The 20,366-nt window shown below is 62.1% G+C and carries 17 protein-coding genes and 1 other RNA gene; 7 read left to right on the top strand and 11 right to left on the bottom strand.

Annotated elements, in window-relative coordinates:
* Nucleotides 1-158: 158 nt before the first annotated feature.
* The 4 genes from fba to tkt all read right to left on the bottom strand — a co-directional run bounded on the left by fba (nucleotide 159) and on the right by tkt (nucleotide 5,755).
* A complete protein-coding gene (fba, locus tag AC0L3P_RS22020; RefSeq protein WP_473304957.1) occupies nucleotides 159-1,226 on the bottom strand; it encodes a class II fructose-bisphosphate aldolase in 1,068 nt (355 codons plus the stop codon).
* Nucleotides 1,227-1,293: 67 nt separating this feature from the next.
* Entirely contained in the window at nucleotides 1,294-2,490 is a 1,197-nt protein-coding gene (locus AC0L3P_RS22015; RefSeq protein ID WP_354063092.1) for a phosphoglycerate kinase, read from the bottom strand.
* 125 nt (nucleotides 2,491-2,615) lie between these two features.
* Nucleotides 2,616-3,623, bottom strand: coding sequence for a type I glyceraldehyde-3-phosphate dehydrogenase (gene gap / locus AC0L3P_RS22010; RefSeq protein ID WP_027515515.1), 1,008 nt, complete (start codon nucleotides 3,621-3,623; stop codon nucleotides 2,616-2,618).
* A gap of 146 nt (nucleotides 3,624-3,769) precedes the next feature.
* Nucleotides 3,770-5,755, bottom strand: a complete 1,986-nt coding sequence (tkt, locus tag AC0L3P_RS22005) for a transketolase (RefSeq protein WP_275174301.1) — start codon at nucleotides 5,753-5,755, stop codon at nucleotides 3,770-3,772.
* 378 nt (nucleotides 5,756-6,133) lie between these two features.
* Here tkt and AC0L3P_RS22000 point away from each other — a divergent pair, with 378 nt between their 5' ends.
* The 5 genes from AC0L3P_RS22000 to AC0L3P_RS21980 all read left to right on the top strand — a co-directional run bounded on the left by AC0L3P_RS22000 (nucleotide 6,134) and on the right by AC0L3P_RS21980 (nucleotide 8,536).
* Nucleotides 6,134-6,454: a DUF4164 domain-containing protein gene (locus AC0L3P_RS22000; protein WP_026232773.1), complete on the top strand. Its 321-nt coding sequence runs from the start codon at nucleotides 6,134-6,136 to the stop codon at nucleotides 6,452-6,454.
* The gene (locus AC0L3P_RS21995) at nucleotides 6,451-6,834 is read left to right on the top strand and encodes a cell division protein ZapA (RefSeq protein ID WP_007599950.1); all 384 of its coding nucleotides are present in this window, start codon (nucleotides 6,451-6,453) and stop codon (nucleotides 6,832-6,834) included. The genes AC0L3P_RS22000 and AC0L3P_RS21995 overlap by 4 nt, the downstream gene beginning before the upstream one ends.
* A gap of 48 nt (nucleotides 6,835-6,882) precedes the next feature.
* A non-coding RNA gene (gene ssrS / locus AC0L3P_RS21990) (6S RNA) lies at nucleotides 6,883-7,042 on the top strand.
* Nucleotides 7,043-7,143: 101 nt separating this feature from the next.
* Complete coding sequence (locus tag AC0L3P_RS21985) at nucleotides 7,144-7,734, top strand: 5-formyltetrahydrofolate cyclo-ligase (RefSeq protein ID WP_473304954.1); 591 nt, start codon at nucleotides 7,144-7,146, stop codon at nucleotides 7,732-7,734.
* On the top strand, nucleotides 7,712-8,536 hold the full coding sequence (locus tag AC0L3P_RS21980) for a TIGR00282 family metallophosphoesterase (protein WP_275174298.1): 825 nt from the start codon (nucleotides 7,712-7,714) through the stop codon (nucleotides 8,534-8,536). Before AC0L3P_RS21985 ends, AC0L3P_RS21980 begins: the two co-directional genes overlap by 23 nt.
* A 218-nt stretch (nucleotides 8,537-8,754) precedes the next feature.
* On the opposite strand, the gene AC0L3P_RS21975 is transcribed toward AC0L3P_RS21980, so the two are convergent.
* The 7 genes from AC0L3P_RS21975 to AC0L3P_RS21945 all read right to left on the bottom strand — a co-directional run bounded on the left by AC0L3P_RS21975 (nucleotide 8,755) and on the right by AC0L3P_RS21945 (nucleotide 19,375).
* Entirely contained in the window at nucleotides 8,755-10,098 is a 1,344-nt protein-coding gene (locus tag AC0L3P_RS21975) for a c-type cytochrome (RefSeq protein ID WP_473304949.1), read from the bottom strand.
* Entirely contained in the window at nucleotides 10,095-12,272 is a 2,178-nt protein-coding gene (locus AC0L3P_RS21970) for a xanthine dehydrogenase family protein molybdopterin-binding subunit (protein ID WP_473304947.1), read from the bottom strand. Before AC0L3P_RS21970 ends, AC0L3P_RS21975 begins: the two co-directional genes overlap by 4 nt.
* Before the next feature lie 8 nt (nucleotides 12,273-12,280).
* Entirely contained in the window at nucleotides 12,281-12,745 is a 465-nt protein-coding gene (locus tag AC0L3P_RS21965; RefSeq protein WP_275174292.1) for a (2Fe-2S)-binding protein, read from the bottom strand.
* Nucleotides 12,746-13,190: 445 nt separating this feature from the next.
* Nucleotides 13,191-15,062 (bottom strand): sensor histidine kinase, encoded by a 1,872-nt coding sequence (locus AC0L3P_RS21960; protein ID WP_473304945.1) that lies wholly within the window; start codon nucleotides 15,060-15,062, stop codon nucleotides 13,191-13,193.
* 13 nt (nucleotides 15,063-15,075) lie between these two features.
* Nucleotides 15,076-16,416, bottom strand: coding sequence for a carbohydrate porin (locus AC0L3P_RS21955; RefSeq protein ID WP_275174289.1), 1,341 nt, complete (start codon nucleotides 16,414-16,416; stop codon nucleotides 15,076-15,078).
* Nucleotides 16,417-16,839: 423 nt separating this feature from the next.
* Nucleotides 16,840-18,786: a sensor histidine kinase gene (locus AC0L3P_RS21950; protein WP_275174288.1), complete on the bottom strand. Its 1,947-nt coding sequence runs from the start codon at nucleotides 18,784-18,786 to the stop codon at nucleotides 16,840-16,842.
* 253 nt (nucleotides 18,787-19,039) lie between these two features.
* A complete protein-coding gene (locus AC0L3P_RS21945; protein ID WP_245286150.1) occupies nucleotides 19,040-19,375 on the bottom strand; it encodes a hypothetical protein in 336 nt (111 codons plus the stop codon).
* Nucleotides 19,376-19,552: 177 nt separating this feature from the next.
* Between AC0L3P_RS21945 and AC0L3P_RS21940 the strand changes: the two genes are divergently transcribed.
* Both AC0L3P_RS21940 and AC0L3P_RS21935 read left to right on the top strand, forming a co-directional pair.
* Entirely contained in the window at nucleotides 19,553-19,816 is a 264-nt protein-coding gene (locus tag AC0L3P_RS21940; RefSeq protein ID WP_275174286.1) for a hypothetical protein, read from the top strand.
* A 108-nt stretch (nucleotides 19,817-19,924) separates the two neighbouring features.
* On the top strand, nucleotides 19,925-20,173 hold the full coding sequence (locus AC0L3P_RS21935; protein ID WP_275174284.1) for a hypothetical protein: 249 nt from the start codon (nucleotides 19,925-19,927) through the stop codon (nucleotides 20,171-20,173).
* The last annotated feature ends 193 nt before the right edge of the window (nucleotides 20,174-20,366 follow it).

The raw sequence follows: 20,366 nt of genomic DNA, 5'->3' as shown, positions 1-20,366 counted from the left end.
GGCAAATGCCGAGTTAACGTTCGTCGCAGGGGCGCCGCTGTCATTCCGGGATGCGCCGAAAGGCGCAGGCCCGGAATCCATAACCGCAGGCTGTGGTTATGGATTCCGGGCTCACGCTCCGCGTGCCCCGGAATGACGGAAGGATGTGGTTGAGGGCCTTACGCCACCGTCGGGGCGAGCTCGCCCTTGGCGTAGCGCTTGGCCATCTCGGCCGTCGTCAGCACCTTCTTGATCTTGGAGGCTTGCCCGGCGGTATTGAATTCCTGGAGCCGCTGCTTGCACAGCTTGGTCATCGCTTCCATTGCGGGCTTCAGGTACTTGCGCGGGTCGAACTCTTCCGGATTGTCCTTAAGCACTTTCCGGATCTGGCCGGTCATCGCCATGCGGTTGTCGGTGTCGATGTTGATCTTGCGCACGCCGTTCTTGATGCCGCGCTGGATCTCGGCCACCGGCACGCCCCAGGTCGGCTTCATCTTGCCGCCATAGGTGTTGATGATGTCCTGAAGGTCCTGTGGCACCGACGAGGAGCCGTGCATGACGAGATGCATGTTCGGCAGCTTGCGGTGGATCTCCTCGATCACGTTCATGGCGAGGATGTCGCCGTCGGGCTTGCGGGTAAACTTGTAGGCGCCGTGAGACGTCCCCATCGCGATCGCGAGCGCGTCGACCTGGGTCTCCTGGACGAACTTCACCGCTTCATCCGGATTGGTCAGGAGCTGGTCGTGGCTGAGCTTGCCCTCGGCGCCGTGGCCGTCTTCCTTGTCGCCCATGCCGGTCTCGAGCGAGCCGAGCACGCCGAGCTCGCCCTCGACCGAGATGCCGCCGAGATGGGCCATGTCGGTCACGGTCTTGGTGACGCCGACATTGTAGCCCCAGTCGCCGGGGGTCTTGCCGTCAGCCTTGAGCGAGCCGTCCATCATGACAGAGGTGAAGCCGGCCTGGATCGCGGTCATGCAGGTTGCCGGCTCGTTGCCGTGGTCGAGATGCACGCAGACCGGGATGTGCGGATAGATCTCGGTCACCGCGTCCATCATGTGCTTGAGCATGACGTCGTTGGCATAGGAGCGCGCACCGCGTGAGGCTTGGATGATGACGGGCGCGTCGACTTGGTTGGCCGCGTCCATGATCGCCAGCGCCTGCTCCATGTTGTTGATGTTGAAGGCCGGGACGCCGTAATCGTTCTCCGCCGCATGGTCGAGCAATTGACGCAACGTGATCCGAGCCATCTGTGTTTTTCTCCCGTTTGGGCCTGCAAGGCCACTGCTTGAAGGCGGCTGACGAATTGCCGACCGATTACTTGGTGCGCAGAACTTCGACGCCGGGCAGGGGCTTGCCTTCCATCCATTCAAGAAATGCGCCACCGGCGGTCGAGACATAGGTGAAATGACCGGCCACATGGGCCTGGTTGAGGGCCGCCACGGTGTCGCCGCCGCCCGCGATCGAGATCAGCTTCTTGGCCTTGGTGCGCTCGGCGGCATGCTTGGCGGCGGACATCGTGCCGCGGTCGAACGGCTGCATCTCGAAGGCACCGAGCGGTCCGTTCCAGACCAGCGTCGCCGCATCGTCGATGGCGGCGTGGACACGTGCGATCGATTGCGGACCGACGTCGAGGATCATGCCGTCGGCCGGGATCGCGTCGAGGCCATAGGCGTGCGACGGCGCGTTGGCCGCGAAATGATAGGCGACGGTGGCGTCGACCGGCAGGATGATGGCGCAGTTGGCGGCTTCCGCCTTCTCCATGATGCGCAGCGCGGTCGCGGCGAGATCCTTCTCGGCCAGCGACTTGCCGATGCCGACGCCCTGGGCGTGCAGGAATGTGTTGGCCATGCCGCCGCCGATCACCAGCGCGTCGACCTTGGTCACCAGGTTTTCGAGCAGGTCGATCTTGGTCGAGACCTTGGCGCCGCCGATGATCGCGATGACGGGCTTGGTCGGCGAGCCCAGCGCCTTCTCCAGCGCGACCAGTTCGGCCTGCATGGTGCGGCCGGCATAGGCGGGCAGCTTGTGGCCGAGGCCTTCGGTCGAGGCGTGGGCGCGGTGCGCGGCCGAGAACGCGTCGTTGACCCAGATGTCGCCGAGTTTTGCGAGTTCCGCGACAAAGGCGGGATCGTTCTTCTCTTCCTCTTTGTGGAAGCGGGTGTTTTCCAGACAGAGGATGTCGCCGTCCTTCAGTCCGGCAACGGCCTTGGCTGCGGGCTCTCCGATGCAGTCGTCGGCGAAGGCGACGGGCTTCTTCACGACCTTGGCGAGTGCCTCGGCAACGGGCTTGAGCGAGTCCTTGGCATCGCGCCCTTTCGGCCGGCCGAAATGCGCGAGCAGGATGACCTTGCCGCCCTTGTCCGAGATTTCGGTGATGGTCGGCGCAACGCGCTCGAGCCGGGTCGCGTCGCTGACGCGCCCGTTCTCCATGGGCACGTTGAGATCGACGCGCAGCAGCACGCGTTTGCCCTTCACGTCGACGTCGTCGAGAGTGCGGAATTTGTTGGTCATCTCTGGGCTCTCTTGTCCCGGGCCTCTAGGAGGTCATTCCGGGGCGCGCGCAGCGCGAGCCCGGAATCTCGAGATTCCGGGTCTGGTCCTTCGGACCATCCCGGAATGACGAAACAGCTGCGGAGTTAGATCACCTTCGCCATCGCGACAGCGGTGTCCGCCATGCGATTCGAGAAACCCCACTCGTTGTCGTACCAGGACATCACGCGCACCAGCGTGCCGTTCTGCACCTTGGTCTGGTCCATGTGGAACGTCGAGGAGTGCGGGTCGTGGTTGAAGTCGATCGAGACGTTCGGCGCGGTGGTGTAGCCGAGAATGCCCTTGAGCTGCTGCTCGGAGGCACGCTTCATCGCCTCGTTGATTTCCTTCGGATCGGTGGCGCGCTTGGCGACGATCTTGAGGTCGACGACCGAGACGTTCGGGGTCGGCACGCGGATCGCGACGCCGTCGAGCTTGCCCTTCAGTTCCGGCAGCACGAGGCCGATCGCCTTGGCGGCACCGGTCGAGGTCGGGATCATCGACATCGCAGCCGCGCGGCCGCGATAGAGATCCTTGTGCATGGTGTCGAGTGTCGGCTGGTCGCCGGTGTAGGCGTGGATCGTGGTCATGAAGCCGGTCTCGATGCCGACGAGGTCGTTCAGCACCTTGGCGATCGGCGCAAGACAGTTGGTGGTGCAGGAGCCGTTGGAGACGACCAGATGTTCCCGGGTCAGCGTGTCGTGGTTGACGCCGTAGACGATGGTGGCGTCGGCGCCGTCGGCGGGCGCGGAGACCAGCACGCGCTTGGCGCCGGCGGTCAGATGCGCGGAGGCCTTGTCCTTCGAGGTGAAGATGCCGGTGCATTCCATCGCGATGTCGATGCCGAGATCCTTCCACGGCAGCTTCGAGGGATCGCGCTCGGCGGTCACCTTGATCTTGTTGCCGCCGAGGCTGATCGTGTCGCCATCGACGGTCACGGTGCCGGGGAAACGGCCATGGACGCTGTCGAAGCGAAGCAGATGGGCGTTGGTTTCGACCGGGCCGAGGTCGTTGATGCCGACGACCTCGATGTCCTTGCGGCCGGACTCAGCGATGGCCCGCAGGATGTTGCGGCCGATGCGGCCAAAACCGTTGATTCCGACACGGACTGCCATGTTTCGTCTCCTTCAATGACCGTTGTCATCCCGCACAACGCGCTAGCGCGCCTGCAAGGGTTTTTTTAGGGCGGACGCCCGGTTCGGCCGGGCGGGGCTTGATCATATGAGAGTTAGGTAGTCCTTTTTTTCGGCAATCTCAACTCTCAGGAAACGCGTTTCAGAACGGCGTTAACCGCGGCCTCGGCGGTAATGCCAAAGTGCTGGAATACCTTGTTGAGAGGGGCGCTGGCGCCGAAGGAGTGCATGCCGATAAATTCGCCATCCTGGCCGATCACGGCGTCCCAGCCCCAGCGCACGGCGGCCTCGATCGCGACCTTGACCGGCGCGTTGCCGATGATCTCGTCGCGGCGCTCCTTTGGTTGCGCTAGCAGGAGCTCGAGCGAGGGAACCGAAACCACCCGGGTCGGAATGCCGCGCTCGGCGAGCTGCTTCTGGGCGGCCACGGCCATCTCCACTTCGGAGCCCGATGCGAACAGCGTCGCCTTGGCTTCGCCCTGGGCGGCGACCAGCTCGTAGGCACCAAACCGGCAGGGGCTCTCGTTCGGTGCGGTGGTGCGCAGCTGCGGCAGGTTCTGCCGGGTCAGCGCCAGCACTGTCGGGCCGTCGATGCGGTTGAGCGCGAGCTCCCAGCATTCGGCAACCTCGATGGAATCGCAGGGGCGGAACACGCGCATGTTGGGAATGGCGCGAAGCGCCGAGAGATGTTCGACCGGCTGGTGGGTCGGGCCGTCTTCGCCGAGACCGATGGAATCATGGGTCATGACATAAACGACCCCGGTCCCCATCAACGCGGCGAGCCGCATCGCGGGCCGCGCGTAGTCCGTGAACACCAGGAAGGTCGCGCCGTTCGGTGCAAAACCACCGTGCAGGAAGATGCCGTTCATCGCCGCGCACATGCCGTGTTCGCGGATGCCGTAATGGATGAAGCGGCCCTTCGGCGTCTTGGCCGAGAACGCAGTCGCCGATTTCGCCTTGTTGTTGTTGGAGCCGGTGAGGTCGGCCGAGCCCGCCAAAAATTCCATCGGCATCGCGCCGGCAATCACTTCGATCACGGCTTCGGAGGATTTGCGGGTCGCCGCGGTCATCGGCTTTTCCAGCAGCTCCTTCTTGTAGCCTTTGAACGCCTTCGCCAGCGCGGCCGGGCGCTCGTGGCGCAGGCGACGCTCGAACTCGGCGCGCTTGCGGCTGCCGAGTTCACCGAGCCTTGCTTCCCATTCCTGTCGTGCCGCCGCGCCACGGCTGCCGGCCGCGCGCCAGGCTTTCAGCACGTCGTCGGGCACCGAGAACGGCTCCAGCGAAATGCCGAGATTTTCCTTGGCCGCCTTGAGCTCGTCGGCACCGAGCGCTTCGCCGTGGACCTTGTTGGTGCCGGCCTTGTGCGGGGCGCCGAAACCGATGGTGGTGCGGCACGCAATCAGCGTGGGCTTGTTTGATTTCTGCGCGCGCGTGATCGCGGCGGCGATTGCGGCCTGGTCGTGGCCGTCGATCTTCTCGGCCGCCCAACCCGCCGACTTGAAGCGCTTCACCTGGTCCACGGAATCGGAGATCGAGGTCGGACCGTCGATCGAGATGCCGTTGTCGTCATACAGCACGATGAGCTTGTTGAGCTTCCAGTGCCCGGCCATCGCGATCGCTTCCTGCGACACGCCTTCCATCAAATCGCCGTCGGAAGCGATCACATAGGTGTGGTGATCGACGATCTTCTTGCCGAATTCGGCGGCGAGCATCTTCTCGGCGAGCGCCATGCCAACGGCGGTGGAAATGCCCTGGCCGAGCGGACCGGTGGTGGTCTCGATGCCCTTGGTGTGGCCGTGCTCGGGATGTCCGGGTGTCAGCGACCCCAACTGGCGAAAGTCCTTGAGCTGGTCGATCGTCATCTCGGGGCTGCCGATCAGATACAGCAGCGAATAGATCAGCATTGAGCCGTGCCCGGCCGAGAGCACGAAGCGGTCGCGGTCCGGCCAGTCCAGCGCGGCGACGTCGAATTTCAGGAATTGCGTGAACAGCACGGTCGCCATGTCGGCGGCGCCCATCGGTAGGCCCGGATGACCCGATTTCGCCTTCTCGACGCCGTCCATGGCAAGGCCGCGGATCGCATTGGCCATACGGTTGTGATCGACCTGCGTCATGTCTGAAAATCCGTCTGAAATGAGGCGCTTGTGGCTGGATTCGCCGCGCCGGAAGGAGCCTTTCGGCCGCTGGGGTCGCGGCTGGGATAGCATCTCGGTTCCGGCAGGCCAAGGCAATCAAACGCCGGTTTGGCCGCAAAAGTTGCTTACGGCATGATCCGGAAAAGTGGAGGCCGGTTTTCCGGCCAGATCATGCCCGGCAGGAACTGATAGATCGGGGTGAAGCCCATCCCGATCTATCAGTGCATAGTTTCGTGGCGGCGTTGCGCTCCGCTAGCTTGCCACGTAAATTTCTGCTTCTAACCGCTTGCCGAACCGAGTCTTTTGCCGGACGGCAAGCCCCCCCGGGGATAGGCCACAGGTTCCGCCGCTGACTGCATGAACGATCGCGTATCCAACAGCTCTGCCATGACCGAGTCCTCGGCCGTCGAGATCGAGATCGCGACCCGCAGGCTCATGGCGGCGCTTGACTCGCTCGAAAGCGCGGTGGAGCGGCGGCGTGACGCCGATCGCGACGAGAACGAGCTCGCGGCGCGGATTCAGGCGCTGGGCGCGGACCGCTCGCGGCTTGCCGACGAGCTCGACGGCGCGCTGGTGAAGGCGCGCAAGCTCGAGCGCTCCAGCCGCGAGATCTCCGATCGGCTTGATTCCGCGATCGTCACGATACGTTCGGTGCTCGATACCGGAGAGGATGGATGAGCCACATCAACGTCACCATCAACGGCCGGCAATACCGCATGGCCTGCGAGGAAGGCCAGGAGGTGCGGCTGCTCAAGCTCGCCGAAAGCCTGGAGACGCGGATCCAGTCGCTGCGCGGCAAGTTCGGCGAGATCGGTGATGCCAGGCTTACCGTGATGGCGGCGCTGACCGTCTGCGACGAATTGGTCGACGCCGGCAACCGCATCCGCACCATGGAGCAGGAGTTGACCGAATTGCGGGATTTCCGCAACGCCGCCGTCGAGCGCGCCCGGTTGACCCAGACCGCGGTCGTGAACGCACTGAACTCCGCCGCCGAGCGCATCGAGAAGTCGACCCAGGTCCTGAACCGGACCGTCGGCAACGGGATCGCCATCGGCTGACCCTTCACCGGGCTGGCGATTCGTCAGCATCGTTGTTACATTGCCCAAGCGGGGCTGCGACGCGCGTCAGGAGCCATTATCCCCGGGGCCTTATCGATCCTTTAGGGAACTGTCCCTGGCCGGGCCCGTGGGCTCGGACATATGGTGCCCACCTACTTTCGTAGGGAACTCCGGGATCGAGTGCTTCAACGGCGTTCGCGGCTTCGCACTTTTGTTTTTCTTCCTTCTGGTTCGTGCCTGTCGAAATTGCGTCCCCGACACGCTGCGGGTGATGACAGCGGGGGATAGCTCTGCCTCGGGGGCAAGCGCATGACCAAAGCCGAACTCCGTGCCAAAGCCCTCGCGGCGCGCGATGCGCTGAGCGAAAAGAAACGTACCGCCGCCGCCGCCAAGCTCGCCAAGCGCGGGCTGCCGTTCCAGCTCCTGCCTGGCAGCATCGTATCCGGCTATTCGCCGATCCGCAGCGAGATCGATCCGATGCCGCTGCTGAAGAAGCTCGCCGAGCAGGGCGCCAGGCTCGCGCTGCCCTGCGTCACCGCGCGCGGCCAGGCGCTGATCTTCCGCGTCTTCCATCCCAACGATCGCCTGATGCTCGGCCCGCTCGGCATTCCCGAGCCGTCGCCTGCGGCCGCTGAAGTCATTCCCGACATCATGCTGACGCCGCTCGCTGCCTTCGATCGTCTCGGCCATCGCATCGGTTATGGCGCGGGGCACTACGACCACACTTTCGCGCATCTGCGAAAAGCCAAGACTATCGTCGGCATCGGGCTCGCTTTTGCAGCGCAGGAGATCAAGGCGGTTCCGGCACTATCCCACGACGTGGCGCTGGATTATGTGCTAACGGAATCGGACGTATTCGATTTCCGGAGTTCTGAAGTTGCGCATTCTGTTCGTGGGTGATGTCGTCGGCCGTGCCGGGCGCAACGCCATCGCCGAATATCTGCCCGGCATGGTCAAGGACTGGTCGCTCGATCTCGTCGTCGTCAACGGCGAGAATTCCGCCGGCGGCTTCGGCATCACGGAAGCGATCTATCAGGAGTTTCTCGACGCCGGCGCCGACGCGGTGACGCTCGGCAATCACTCCTGGGACCAGCGCGAAGCGCTTGTGTTCATCGAGCGCGCCGAGCGCCTGGTGCGGCCCGCGAACTATCCGCGCGGGACGCCCGGCCGCGGCGCCGCGTTGGTCGAGACCAAGAACGGCAAGCACGCGCTCGTCGTCAACGCTTTGGGCCGCGTCTTCATGACCCCGTTCGACGATCCCTTCGCAGCGCTGGAGCGCGAGCTCGGCGCCTGTCCGCTCGGCGTTGCCGCGGACGCCATCGTCGTCGATTTCCATTGCGAGGCGAGCAGCGAGAAGCAGGGCATCGGCTTCTTCTGCGACGGCCGCGCCAGCCTCGTCGTCGGCACCCACACCCATGTGCCGACCGCCGACCACCAGATCCTGTCGGGCGGCACCGCCTACATGACCGATGCCGGCATGACCGGCGACTACGATTCCATCATCGGCATGCAAAAGGAGGAGCCGCTGCGGAGGTTCACCTCCGGAATCCCCTCAGGCCGCTTCGAGCCGGCAGCGGGTGCTGCGACGCTCAGCGGCGTCGCGGTCGAGACCGATGATGCAACGGGCCTGGCACTGCGCATCGCGCCGGTGCGTGCCGGCGGCCGGCTGGAGCCAGCGACACCGAAATTCTGGTTGAGCTGAAGCGACAAATTCAGTGTCGTCCCGGCCTAGTGCGCAATTGCGCACGGGGGCCGGGACCCATAACCCCAGGGAGTAGTGTGAGGCACAGCTCCCACTCCGAATCTTCGCCAAACGACCTCCTGTGGGTATGGGTCCCGGATCTGCGCTCCGCTCCGCTGCGCTTGTCCGGGACGACAGTAGAGATTGACGCGCGATTGCGCATCAATCCCGCTGCGCCACTACTCCGCCGTCTGCTCCCTCAACTCAGCCACATCTTTCGCCGTCAGCTTCGACCCCTTCGCGCCGAACCGTGCGGTGACATAATTCGCGACCGCCGCGATCTCGTCGTCGCTATACGCGTTGCCGAACGCGGGCATCGACAGTGCCCCCTCCGGCGTGTGGCGCTTGGTGCCTGACAGCACGATCTGCGCGACGTTGGTGGCGGCAGGGTCGTTGACGGCCCAGGTGCCGGTCAGCGTCGCCATCGGCGAGACCGGGCTCTCGCCGCTCCAGCCGTGACAGCTGGCGCAGGCGCTGGCGAACACTTTCTTGCCGCGAGCATCCGCCGTGACGCCGTCCTTGTGTGAGGCGGGCGCAACGGGTGCGGTGGTTGCGGGCAGGTCGGGCGAGGGCTGCGGCGGCACGCTGCGCAAATAAGCGACGATGCTGCTTATGTCCTCAGGCGCGAACTGGCTAAAACTGTGGTCGACCGCTTCACCCATCGGACCCGACGCCGAGCCGTGGCCCGGCGCATGGCCGAGCGACAGATAGGAGATCAGGTCCTCGTCGCGCCAGCTGCCGAGGCCGGTGGCCTTGTCGGAGGAGATGTTGAAGGCGCGCCAACCGGCCGTGATCGCGCCTGCGAATTTCTTGCGGTTGTCCAGCGCAAAGCCGAGATTGCGCGGCGTGTGGCATTCGCCGCAATGCGCCAATGCTTCAACAAGATACGCGCCGCGATTCCACTCGGGGCTCTTGGAGGTGTCGGGCGCAAAGCGCGTGTCGGGATTGAACACGGCCGACCAGACAATCATGGCCCAGCGCTGGTTGAACGGGAACGCCAGCGTGTTCTCCGGCGGCTTCGCGCGCACCGCCGGCAGGCTGAACAGATAGGCCTTCACCGCCAGCACGTCCTCGTCGGTCATGTAGGTGTAGGACGTGTACGGCATCGCCGGATAAAGCCGGGCGCCGTCATGGCGCTTGCCGCGCTGGACCGCGTTGAGAAAATCCTGGTCGCTGTAATTGCCGATGCCGGTGTCCTTGTCCGGCGTGATGTTGGTGGAATACAGCGTGCCGAACGGCAGCTTGAAGCCGAGCCCGCCGGAATAGTCCTTCTCGCCCGGCTTGCTGTGGCAGACCATGCAATCGGCCGCCTTCGCGAGATATTCGCCGCGCTCGACGATGCCAGCCCTCTCCAGCTTCGCCGGCACGCCGGCCGGCTTGCCGGCGCGGTATTCCGCCAGCGCCACCTTGGGGCCGCCGGCGAAGTCGAGCGGACCCGGCCCGCGGATGAACCAGACGCCGAGTCCCGCCAGCACGATGGCGATCACGACGATGCCAGTGAGGATACGCATCTTGCCGCTCATGCCTTTTTCCCCGCAGCCAGCTGTTTCCGATCGATCGGCAGGCGCCGCAGCGCCACACCGGTTGCCGCATAAATCGCGTTGCGCAGCGCCGGCGGTCCGGCGTTGACGCCGGCCTCACCGATGCCGCCGGGCGCCTCGCCGCTCTTGACGACGAAGACCTCGATCTTCGGCATCTCGTTGATGCGCATCATGCGGTAGTCGTGGAAGTTCGACTGCTGCACGCGGCCCTTCTCGATGGTGATCTCGCCATAGAGCGCGGCGGTGAGGCCGAACACCAGGCCGCCCTCGATCTGCGCTTTCACCGTATCGGGATTGACCGCAATGCCGGTGTCGACCACCGAGGTGATGCGGCGGAGCACGATCTCGCCGATATCGTCGATCTCCGCTTCCACCACGGTGGCGAGGAAGCTTGCAAACGACGGCTGGACGCAGACGCCGCGACCGACGCGCGGTGGCAGCGGTTGGCCCCAGCCGGATTTCTCGGCCGCGAGATTGAGCACCGCGAGCATGCGCGGATTCTTCGTCAGCATCGAGCGGCGGAATTCGACCGGATCCTTGCCGGCCTTGCGCGCGAGCTCGTCCATCGCGCATTCGACCGCGAACACGTTGTTGTTCGGACCGACGCCGCGCCAGAAGCCGGTGGGCACCGCCGGCGGCTCGGCGCGGACATATTCGACATGGAAGTTGGCGAAGTCGTAGGGCGCATCCACCGCGGCATCGACCGCGTCGATGTCGATGCCTTTCTGGAACGCCGGCGGCAGCCAGCGCGCCAGCACTGCGGAGCCGGCGACCTTGTACTTCCAGGCCGCGACCTTGCCGTCGACCAGCGATGCCGTGACCTGGTCGCGATAGACCGGTCGATAGACGTCGTGCTGGATGTCCTCCTCACGAGTCCATATCACCTTGACGGGATAGTCGACCTGTTTTGCGATCTTCACGGCGGCCACCACCATGTCCGGCTCGAGCTTGCGGCCGAAGCCGCCACCGAGCAGATGCTGGTTGACGATCACCTTGTCGACGGGGAGGCCCGCGGCCTTCGCCGCCTCCGACTGCACGCGCGTCATGATCTGCGTGCCGGTCCAGATCTCGCACACATCTGGCCTGACGTGAACGGTCGCGTTGATCGGCTCCATCGAGGCGTGCGCCAGGAACGGCAGTTCGAAGCTCGCCTCGAACCTGTCGCCGCTCGCGAGCCCCTTGACGATGTCGCCGACCGATTTCGCGACCACGCCGTCCTTCGCGCTGGCGGCGCGCAGATGCTGCCAGATGTCGTTTGTGCTGAGCTTCGCGTTCGGTCCCTCGTTCCACTCGATCTTGAGTGCATCGAGGCCTTTCTTGGCGGCCCACATGTGGTCGCCGATCACGGCGACCGTGTCCTCGAGCACCACGACCTTGCGCACCCCTGGGATTTTCACCGCCGCGCTGTCGTCGACCTTGCCGACCTTGCCGCCGAAGACCGGGCAATTGGCGATCGCGGCGATCTTCATGCCGGGCAGGATCGCGTCGATGCCGTAGACGGCCTTGCCGTTGACCTTGTCCGGCGTGTCGAGCCGCTTCAGGGGCTGGCCGATGATCACGAAATCCTTGGGGTCCTTGAGCGGCACGTCCTTCGGCGGCGTCTTGGCCTGTGCGGCCAGTGCCAGTTCGCCATAGCCGAGCTTGCGGCCGCTTGCGGCGTGCATGACCTCGCCTTTTGACGCGGTGCAGCTTGCAGGCTCGACCTGCCATTGCGTCGCTGCGGCCTGCACCAGCATCGCTCGCGCGCTCGCGCCGGCTGCGCGCAACGGCTTCCACCAGGCGCGGATCGAGGTCGAGCCACCGGTCGCCTGCAGGCCGAAGGCGGGATTGGCGTAGAGCTGGTCGTTGGGCGGCGCGTGCAGCACCGCAACCTTTGCCCAATCCGCGTCGAGCTCTTCGGCCAGGATCATCGAGATCGAGGTATAAATGCCCTGGCCCATCTCGACCTGCGGCATGATCAGGACGGTGCGGCCAGTGTCTTCGATCCGGATGAAGGCGTTCGGGGCGAACTTGCCATCGGTGGTGTCACGCGGCTGCTCCGGTTCGTTGACGGCGGCGCGCAGCGGCAGATGGAAGGCGAGCAGGAATCCGGTCGCGAGACCGCCAGTTAGCAGCGAGCGGCGGGAAACGTCGGGAAGAGTCTTGTCTGCGATCATGGCGGACCTCATGACTGGCGGCCGGAGGCGGCCTGCTTGATGGCCTCGCGGATGCGCACATAGGTGCCGCAGCGGCAGATGTTGCCGGCCATCGCGGCGTCGATGTCGGAATCGTCAGGGCTGGGCGTTGCCGCCAGCAGTGCCGCGGCCGCCATGATCTGGCCGGACTGGCAGTAGCCGCACTGGATCACTTCGGCATCGAGCCAGGCCTTTTGCACCTTTGCGCCGGCCGGCGTGCTGCCGACATGCTCGATCGTGGTGATGGCGCGGTTCGCGACCGCGCTGACCGGCAAGACGCAGGAGCGGACTGCCTTGCCATCGACGTGCACGGTGCAGGCGCCGCACTGCGCGATGCCGCAGCCGAATTTGGTGCCGGTCATCCCGAGGACGTCGCGCAGGACCCACAGCAGCGGCATTTCAGGTGGCGCGTCGAACGATTTCGTTTCGCCGTTGATGGTGAGAACAGTTGCCATATGCATCCCCTTGCTCGCTCGATCGCTTACGGCGATCTAGTCAGCGAATTCGCGCGCACAATAATCATATCGATGCGAAACGATGAAGCGTCGACATGTCCGGCAATGCATATTTGCGGAGCGTGAGCGTCAGGCCATGACGTTCACGAATTTGTGCGGCGATCGCTGCGGTGATTTTGGGCTGTTTGATATGATAATCGTCATTTTCTGACGTTTTTTCGTCGCGAGCGTCATTGATCGCCGCAGATGATCGTGCGAATGCGCAAAATCATGCGATGACGAAACTCGTGCGATTATGGAAGTCAGACGGCGAGCACTTCTGACGCGATCAATTGCAGCGGCTCATTGTTGTGCCCTCTCCCCTTGTGGGAGAGGGCAGCGACGCCGGTAGACGCAGGCTCACTCTGGTGAGGGGTCGGTCTCCGCGTATGGGCGCCGTTTTGAATCAACCGACAAACGGAAGCCTGATCGTGAACGAGGCGCCGCCGTGCTCCCGATTACTCGCTGATATGAACCCGTTGTGCGCTTCGATGATGGTGCGCGCAATGGACAGGCCCATGCCCATGCCTTCGGCTTTGCTGGTGTAAAACGGCTCGAAAATTTCCTTTAGTTTGTCTTCGGGAATGCCGGGCCCGCGATCCGACACGGATAACTCCGCAAACTTCTCGACGCGCGAAGTCCGGATGCTGATGCTGCGATGTTCAGGCGGCGTATCCTTCATCGCCTCGATGCCGTTCATTACAAGGTTCAGAACAACCTGTTGAAGTTGAATGCGGTCGCCGAGGATCGGAAGCGCATTCTGCGTAGTCGGGCTGGTCAATTCGATCTGTCGTGCGATGGCCAGTGCTGAAAGAAAATCTATGGTTTCCCGCACAACATCGTTGAGGTCCAATTCTATCGGGTCGAAGGGAGCTTTTTTCATCAGACTTCGTAACCTTCGAATGACTTCGCTGGCGCGCTGATCATCCCTTAGAATATCGCCCAGGATCTCGCTTAATTCGGCAAGGTCCGGATTTGAGGATTTGAGTATCGCCTGTGCCGTTTCGGTATTCGTCAGAATAGACCCTAGTGGCTGATTTATTTCGTGGGCAATCGACGCAGTAAGCTCCCCAGCGGTCGAGAAGCGGTTGACGTGGGCGAGTTCTTTCATTCGCTGCCGCGCTTGTACTTCCGCCAACCGACGCCGACGATGTGCGTTCAGCAGGGCCAAGATTAACCCAGCTTGCGCGAGAAGAACGGCACTGATCAGCAGGATTTGTGAGGAATAACGCTGCCATGCAGTTTGCTCCCGAAACAGGATTTCGCTCCCCGGCGGCAGGCGGCTCTCGCTGATGTTCCAGCGCTGAAGCAGTCGCCAATCGTATTTCGGCGCTGAAAATCCGATTGGATTGATGCCGCTGAGCTTCTCGCCTCGCAACATGCGCACGGCAACAGCAGCCATTGGTTGGGCGCCCTCAGCCGGTGAAAACATCGGACCGCCAACAACCTGACCGACAAAGTAAGACTGATCGAATGAAAAAATGGGAGCGTTGGCGACTTCATAGATGCGCCTCAATGGCTCCTTGTCTCCATAGACGGCACCTGCACCGTCCACCGCTAGCTGCTGATAGAAAAGTGCAGTGTGCGGTGGCAAAGTCGCAACTGCTTTCAGTATATCCGCTAGCGGCTGCTCGCCGTAAAAGATTAATTCAACGTTGTTTTTCTTCAGCAGTGGACCGACTATCCGTTGGTTCTCGCCAGCCCAAAAGCGCTCACTGGGGGAGCTTCCGAGGATGATCGCGATGGCCTTTGTTTCCGGCAGCAACCGCAAAATGTTTTCAAAAGCCGCGACTTGATCGTATCGCACCCCGGCCAAGGCGTCCCGCTCCGACAACATGGATGGCTCAACCCGCCGCACCTCAACTGCCGCAAGCAGCATCGGCGTTGTCGGATAGAAGTTTGGCCTGTGCTGCTGGACGAAGAGGGCAGCGGGTGCACCTAAAGCGACAATCAAATCCGGCGGCCGTTGAGCATAGAGCGCCTTAAGATACTCAACAAATTTCGCATCGGCGGCGTCGTCCCCGTCCAGCGCCGTGACGAGCGAGTGTTCCTGAATGTTCAGCGGCCAAGGCGATTGTTTGTTGAGTTCTCTCTGAATTTCCCTGCTCCATGCGGCTCCTTGCTCAAAATTCGGGCCGAATGTATGAAGCAGCAAAATCTTTTTCGGTTGGCCGGCAATCTGGCCAGACAGGGTTTGGGCGGTTGTGCTCCCCATTGAGACGACAAGCACGACAACGGCAGCAACCCACACGCAAACGCGCCGCTTTAGCGAGGTCATCGCGATGGTCGCCTCACCAGTACATCGTCGCATTGGCTAACACGTTGAGGGCGCTCCCGGTCTGCGGCGTATAGACTACCGGCGTGGGGTGATTGGTGTACCCGAGCCCGATGCCCACGCGGATGCCGGGCGCAATGGGTGCATAATAGGCTGCAGTTATCGAAAAATTGCCGGTATGCGCGAGCTGGCCGCCTCGCACGGCGGCATCGACCAGATATCGGCTGAAGACATTGCGGGAGACAACCAAGGATACCATATCGCCTGGCCGGGACGGCAGCAGACCTATGCCATAGAGGCGTGCCTCATAGTACTCGCTGACGCGATTGAATTCCGGCGGAGCGTACATCGCGGTGAGGCCAGCGTACCACCCCCTTGCAGCCTGACCTTCGACTCGAGCAAGTTGGACAAATTGTCGATCCGCCAGAAGATAGGCTGCGTAATTCCCGGCATTCCGTCCGCCGAATTCGAAATCGACATACCTGCTGGTGTTGATGATGGCTGCGGCACGCACCCAGGTCGCAAGCTGGCCGGGGGCGGCCTCTTTGCGATAGCCAACCTCGTTGATCGCGAGAAATCCACTGTTCGGCGTAGACCAGTCCAGGCCGGTCGGGTTAGCGGTCTTCTCGGCGAAGGGGCCATCCGGGCTGCTCGCCACCTGCACACCGAACTTGTCATATAGCCCCTCCGGGCCGTTGACCTTGATGTTGATCGCCGGTTTCGCCCAGGCCCAGGCGCTTAGACCCGCCGCGACCGGAATTTGTCCGCTCGGTCCAAAGATGCTGGACGACAAATTGCCTGCGAGAAATGGTCCCCAATACTCAACAACATTGGCCAAATATCCAACCTTCAATTCCACCTGCCGGTTCAGGAAGGTCTGATAATAGCTGAGTGTCGCGAGGCTAAATGCGTTCGGCCCAGCCGGTGCCCAGGTGTCGTAATTGTAGATGCCGCCAACCGCGATCTGACCGTCGGAAATACCGTATCTGCTGAGGTCGTAAGTCATCTGCATCACGTTATTCGTGAAGAAGGTTGGCTTCTGACCATTATAGACCTGCTGGCCGAACGTGCTCCGCTCCGCGGGCAGCATGTTGTCGTAAAAGTTGTTGTTGGTGTAGCCGACGTAGCCGATCCCGAGTGCCGCGAGACTTGATCGGATGCCGGCGAAATCGGGGTCGATGGTATCCTGCGGACCGGGCAGCGCCACGATGAGCCCCTTGATCCGGAGCGACTGGAAGTCAACCTTTGGCGCGGCTGGCGCGGGCCCGAATGCGGTGTCTTCTGTCAGCTCAGTAGCATGACAAGTCGCTTGCAGAAGGAAGCCAGCACAAATCGATAATGCGAACGCCTTCAACATGCAGTCCCAATCGCAACGCGAGGTGCACTATCAGGCTGGCACGGCTAGCAGACCTCATCAAGTGGTAGAGATGATGAGCTTTTGCGATCGCAAATATGCTTGCTTCTACGGGGGCACATGTCTTTGACATGCGAAATCGTGCTCCGTCATACCTCGGAGGACTACTGGAACATGCCCCACCCGCAACGCAACCCCGAAAAACGCCCGGGTGAAATATCTTCAATCTATGGGGTCGCGCGGTCCCCCAACAGTTCTATGCCCGTCAAAGGACCCCGGAGACAGCCATTGAGATCGCGCAGGGGACGCGCGTGGTGCGCGTCTGGGCTCTTCGACGCATTCGGGTATTGTCCGCGCGGGGGACGCATCAGCGCGCGTCCTGCGTATGTAGGAGCTTCTCGCGTCCCGGCGGGAATAGGATACACCTCAGGATACATGAAAAACCCCACCACGGCGTTCGGCCAACAGGCGCCGTTTTGGATCAACCGACAAAGGAAGCCTGATCGTGAACGAGGCACCGCCGTGCTCCCGATTACTCGCTGATATGAACCCGTTGTGCGCTTCGATAATGGTGCGCGCAATGGACAAGCCCATGCCCATGCCTTCGGCTTTGCTGCTGTAAAACGGCTCGAAAACCTGTTTCAATTTGCCTTCTGGAATGCCGGGTCCGCGATCTGATACGGATAGCTCGGCAAACTGATCGGCGCGCGCAGTCCGGATGCTGATAGTGCGGCTTTCGTGAGACGTGTCCTTCATAGCCTCGACCCCGTTCAGCACAAGGTTCAAAATGACTTGTTGAAGCTGAATGCGGTCGCCGAGGATCGGTAGCGCATCCGCCGTGATCACGTTGACCATTTCGAATCTTCGGCTGACAGTTAGCGCCGAAAGAAATCTCACCGTCTCTTGCACAACCTCATTGAGGTCCAATTTCTTCAACTCGAACGGCGCCTTTTTTAGGAGGCTGCGCATCCTGCGAATGACCTCGGTGGCACGCCGGTCATCCTGTACAATATCGTTCACAATTTCCCTGAGTTCAACAACATCAGAAAGTGCAGCGATATCGGGACGCTGCGATTGCAGGATCGCGGCTGCGGTTTCGGCGTTCGTCAGAATAGACCCAAGCGGCTGGTTGATCTCGTGAGCAATCGAGGCGGTCAGTTCACCAGCGGTCGCGAAGCGATTGACGTGGGCCAGTTCAGCCATCCGCTGTCGCGACTGTACTTCGGCGAATTGACGCCGACGATGCTCAAATAACAAAAGTGCGATCAGTCCCGCTTGCGCGAGGACAAGCGCGATAGTGAACGTGATTTGCCACCAATATCGCTCCCACAACGTGGGCTCCCGGAAGTAGACGGCGCTACCGGGCGGCAGATCGCGCTCGGCAATTCCCCACCGCTGCATTTGTCGCCAGTCGAATATGGGAGATGCAACGTCAACGAATGATGGCTTGATGTCGGCGATCTTTTCGCCATTGAGGATGCGAAGCGCGACCGTGGCGGCTTTGGTGCTTTGCTCAACCACGGAATGCATGGGGCCACCGACGATGCCGTCTCCAAAAAAAGATTGGTCGTGAGTAAAGATCGGCGCGTTGGCCACCTTGGAAAGTTGGAGTAACGCGCCGGGCCCCTCATACGCCACGCCCGCGGCGTCAACATTCAGCAAGAGCCAGAAGATCGCACTATGCGGCGGGAGGGTCGCTGCGTCCTTCTGAATTTCTTCAAATGAAAGTTCATTGTAGTATCGAATTTGTACTCTCCCCGCCAGCGGCGCGGTTCGTCGGCGCGTCTCTTCCAGCCAATACGTTTCGCTTGGAGATGCTCCAATTACGACTGCAATTGTGGTTGTTAGAGGCAAGACGCTCAGAATATTTTCGAAGAACTCGATGGTGTTGTTGGTAGATCCCACCACGGTGTCATTTTCGCCCAATTTATCGAAGGCCACGCGCCGCCGCTCCACAGCCGTCAAGACCATAGGCGTATTTGGAAAAAGCTCTTTTCGGTGCCGCTGGACAAAATTGGCGGCTGGGGCGCCAATGGACATGATCAGATCGGGCGGGTTCTGGGTATTAAGGGCGTGAAGATATTCGACGAACGGACCATCTGATTTGTCGTTACTCAGGCGAGCAACCACAAGCGAGTGGTCCTGAAACTCCACTTTGCTGTGCCGACTTATTTCAGATCGAATGGCCTCTGCATAAACGGTCCAAGGCTTGAACCGAAGGCCGAACGAATGCAGCATCAGAACACGTTTCGGCGCTGGATCAGCTGCATAACTTTGGCCTGTCGTCGCGACCAACAATGCGACGGTCAACGCAGCGGTGAGGTTCCGCGCGGGACGGGTCCGCCATGGTGAGGGAGGCAGCCAGAAAAGCATCGCACTCCAAGCCCCGATCCAGGTGGAGCACCGTAACCGCTCGATTAGATTATCAACAAGGGGAAACTGCGGGGCAATTCTGACACAAGCAGGTCCGCAAGACCCGCGCGCTGCGTTGTGTACACTGATCTATATAATTTAGGGGGATGATTCTTGAATATCCTCGCAACAGGCCATCGCGCGGTCCGCACAAAGCCACGCCCTCGAAAGGACCCGCAGAGTGCGAAGCCGCGCGATCGCGCGTCGCCACGGATTAATAGGCGCAAATATAGTTCCCGTAAGCATCGTAGCAGCTGCGGCGGTACGCAGCAGTGCCAAGGGCAGCCGCGCCGACCGCTGCCGCCCCTACACCGTAGCCCCGATAGCCATAGCCGCGATAGCCGCCCCGATAGCCGTAGCCACGGTAGCCTGCGCCCCGCACTGCAACAGCGCCGCCGCCTCGCGGTCCTCGAACTGCGACCGCACCGCCGCGGTATCCGCCGCCACCCCGATAGGCACCTCCGCCGCGCCGAGCCTCGGCATCATCGGGGATCAAGCAGGCGGTGAGCAAAACGAAAGCGGCAAGAGAAGCGAGAATATAGCGGAGCATGATGGAACCCTTCCATGAATTCATTGAGCCCCGCGCGCGAGATTGCGGCTCACTCCGGGCGTGAGGTTGATGTAGATCAATCGAACCCGCGCACTGCGACCCCTACGCTATGTTCAGCCGCATCTGAGGCGGCTTCCGTCACTTTCGGTGACGCAAGTGCGAAAAGGGAGGTCCGCCATGCATTCGAGAAAGCTTCGTTCGATAAAGTCCGCGACTGTTGCCGGGATTGCTGCCAGCGCCCTGTTCGGGCTTGCAGGTCTCACCCTCACTCCAGCCCCGGCCAATGCGGTCGTGTACTGCCAGTACACTGCTTACCCGGCGGGCTGCGTTGCCCGGGCAGGCGTCGTGCTCAGCCCGCGCCCGGTGGCGCGCGCCGCAGTCCGTCATAACGCCGGTGGCAATGCGAATGGTGGCGTCAATCGCGTTGGAGCCCGGCGGTAAAGGCCGGTTTCACAAGCCAGGAAGAAGCCGTCATCGTTTCGTCCCGGTGGCGGCTTTTCTTTCTCTGGCGGGGATAGGCCACCGGTACCGCCGGGGCGGCATTACGGCATGAAACACACTTGGTACGTCACTTTTGAGGTGCCGCCGGACGGCACACTGTCACGACGGCGACATCCGCGCCTGACCAACACGTTTGAAAGCGAAGCAGCAGCCAAGGATTTTGCGCGAACCAAATTTAACGACGGACTGGTCGTCACTGCAGGGACTATCATCCCTCACTTTCCGAGAGTGTCGATCCCATCGACCGAAATCCCAAAATGGCTTGAAGCACCGAACCAAGTTGATCCAGATCAATAAGGAGGCCACCGACGCTGGTGACATGCTCTGAGGGGGCAGCAACCGGGAGCCTGAACATGAATGAACGTTCGGAGCCGAAACAGGTCTGTCGTCGCAACGCACTCACTTTCCTTGGGCACGCAGCGGTGTTTGGGTTAGTGGCCTCGCCCGTGAGTTTGACGCTGTCAACGGCGGAAGCTCAGACCACGGCGCC

This window comes from Bradyrhizobium sp. WSM4874 (assembly GCF_055811835.1).
This window is presented reverse-complemented; position numbering and strand designations above follow the sequence as displayed.

Bases quoted from the DNA above. Each gene is read 5' to 3' on its own strand.
- fba (WP_473304957.1), bottom strand. From the start codon at position 1,226: ATGGCTCGGATCACGTTGCGTCAATTGCTCGACCATGCGGCGGAGAAC.
- AC0L3P_RS22015 (WP_354063092.1), bottom strand. From the start codon at position 2,490: ATGACCAACAAATTCCGCACTCTCGACGACGTCGACGTGAAGGGCAAA.
- gap (WP_027515515.1), bottom strand. From the start codon at position 3,623: ATGGCAGTCCGTGTCGGAATCAACGGTTTTGGCCGCATCGGCCGCAAC.
- tkt (WP_275174301.1), bottom strand. From the start codon at position 5,755: ATGACGCAGGTCGATCACAACCGTATGGCCAATGCGATCCGCGGCCTT.
- AC0L3P_RS22000 (WP_026232773.1), top strand. From the start codon at position 6,134: ATGAACGATCGCGTATCCAACAGCTCTGCCATGACCGAGTCCTCGGCC.
- AC0L3P_RS21995 (WP_007599950.1), top strand. From the start codon at position 6,451: ATGAGCCACATCAACGTCACCATCAACGGCCGGCAATACCGCATGGCC.
- AC0L3P_RS21985 (WP_473304954.1), top strand. From the start codon at position 7,144: ATGACCAAAGCCGAACTCCGTGCCAAAGCCCTCGCGGCGCGCGATGCG.
- AC0L3P_RS21975 (WP_473304949.1), bottom strand. From the start codon at position 10,098: ATGAGCGGCAAGATGCGTATCCTCACTGGCATCGTCGTGATCGCCATC.
- AC0L3P_RS21970 (WP_473304947.1), bottom strand. From the start codon at position 12,272: ATGATCGCAGACAAGACTCTTCCCGACGTTTCCCGCCGCTCGCTGCTA.
- AC0L3P_RS21965 (WP_275174292.1), bottom strand. From the start codon at position 12,745: ATGGCAACTGTTCTCACCATCAACGGCGAAACGAAATCGTTCGACGCG.
- AC0L3P_RS21960 (WP_473304945.1), bottom strand. From the start codon at position 15,062: ATGACCTCGCTAAAGCGGCGCGTTTGCGTGTGGGTTGCTGCCGTTGTC.
- AC0L3P_RS21955 (WP_275174289.1), bottom strand. From the start codon at position 16,416: ATGTTGAAGGCGTTCGCATTATCGATTTGTGCTGGCTTCCTTCTGCAA.
- AC0L3P_RS21950 (WP_275174288.1), bottom strand. From the start codon at position 18,786: ATGCTTTTCTGGCTGCCTCCCTCACCATGGCGGACCCGTCCCGCGCGG.
- AC0L3P_RS21945 (WP_245286150.1), bottom strand. From the start codon at position 19,375: ATGCTCCGCTATATTCTCGCTTCTCTTGCCGCTTTCGTTTTGCTCACC.
- AC0L3P_RS21940 (WP_275174286.1), top strand. From the start codon at position 19,553: ATGCATTCGAGAAAGCTTCGTTCGATAAAGTCCGCGACTGTTGCCGGG.
- AC0L3P_RS21935 (WP_275174284.1), top strand. From the start codon at position 19,925: ATGAAACACACTTGGTACGTCACTTTTGAGGTGCCGCCGGACGGCACA.